Source organism: Methylobacterium sp. WL7, from assembly GCF_008040085.1.
GTDB classification, from domain to species: Bacteria; Pseudomonadota; Alphaproteobacteria; order Rhizobiales; family Beijerinckiaceae; genus Methylobacterium; species Methylobacterium mesophilicum.
This window is the reverse complement of sequence record NZ_VRVG01000304.1, coordinates 1-1,479: the sequence shown is the minus strand read 5'-3', so window position 1 is coordinate 1,479 and position 1,479 is coordinate 1. Positions and strand designations below refer to the sequence as shown.

Sequence of the window (1,479 nt, the reverse complement as noted above, 5' to 3'; positions counted from 1 at the left end):
CGTATCCACAACATTCACGGCGACATTCCCTAACGATTTGTGCCCAATTTAACGCAACGGGGTAACGGATGATAGCCAAGGACTTACTTGCGCCTTAACGATTTATTCGCATATCGTGGTTTGATTTCCAATACCGAATGCGAAAGATGCAAGCTATGGTTGATTGTCAAGCACTCAAACGCCCTCAAACTCAACATCTCCCTCACTCCTCCCGTCTCGGATCGCCTTCGGCTCGAAGCCCTTGTGGCGAACTGGAATACGCCGCAGAAGCATGTCTGGCGCGCTCGCATCGTGCTGCTGAGCACGAATGGGCACGGGATGCACGCGAACATGCGTTAGGCTGGCGTGTCCAAGACCGCGGTCTGGCGCTGGCAGGAGCGCTTCCGCGCGAGAGGGCCTCGCTGGGCTCCTTTGCGACAAGAAACGGCCAGCGCGGATCCCGCCGCTCTGCCCAAAGGTGGCGGCGCGCGTCGTGGCCCTGATGCAGAGAGAGCCGCCCCACGAGACCACGCATTGGACAGCAGCTACCATGGCTGAGGCCGCATCCCTCAGCGTCTCGTCGGTCTAGCGGATCTGGCGCGGGCACGGCCTGCAGCCACATTGGGTTCGGCAGTTCAAGCTCTCCCCCGACCCGGCCTTCGCCGCCAGACTGCGCAACGAGCACCCATCGAACCTGTTCGATGGGACCCAAGGTGGTCGGACTTTACGTCGATCCACCAGCTCATTCCATGGTGCTCTCCGTCAACGAGAAGTCGCAGATCCAGGCGCTCACCCGAACGCAGGACCCGTTGCCGATGAAGCCGGGTCAGCCCACGACGCGCACCCACAACTACAAGCGCCACAGGACCACGACCTTGTTTGCCGCTCTGGACGTTCCGGAGGGCAAGGTGACCGGCCGGTGAATGCAGCGCCACCGGCATCAAGCGTTCATCCGCTTGTCGAGGCGCCGTTGAGGCGGCGGTCCCGGCTGGAAAGGTCGTCCACGCGATCTTTGGCAACTATGCCGTCCACAAGCACCCGAAGGTCCGCGCCTGACTCGACCGCCACTCACGCTGGACCTTCCACTTCACCCCCACCTTCGCCTCCTGGCTCAATGCCGTCGAGGGCTTCTTCGCCAAACTCGCAAAACGACGGCTGCGACGGGGTGTATTTGGCTCTGTCGTCGAGTTTCAGGCCGCCATCAAACGCTTCAATGCCGAGAGCAACGGCAGTCCGAAACCTTTCGCCTAGACCGTGGACCCTGATTGCATGATCCAAGGCAGCAAACGCGGCATCAAGTGTTAGGCTCGAACCAGACACCTAGAGCGTGTTATGCACCTGTCATCAGTCGCTCGGCCTGTTTCAGCATGAGGCAGACGAAGGCGACCATATGAAGTCCTGCCAGCGTGCTGGCATAACGCTCGTAATCCTTGACCAGGCGCCGACAGCGCGTCGCCCAGGCGAAGGACCGCTCCACCACCCAGCGACGCGGCAGCAGGA

General features: G+C 61.1%; 1 protein-coding gene and 1 pseudogene. One reads left to right on the top strand and one right to left on the bottom strand.

Annotated elements, in window-relative coordinates; translation table 11 throughout:
• Positions 1 to 195: 195 nt before the first annotated feature.
• Positions 196 to 1,373, top strand: a pseudogene (locus FV233_RS29405) (IS630 family transposase).
• On the opposite strand, the gene FV233_RS29400 reads toward FV233_RS29405, so the two are convergent.
• Positions 1,310 to 1,479 (bottom strand): transposase (locus tag FV233_RS29400; protein ID WP_147899632.1); only part of this gene is annotated, 170 nt, incomplete at its 5' end. The pseudogene FV233_RS29405 and the gene FV233_RS29400 sit on opposite strands and share 64 nt — an antisense overlap.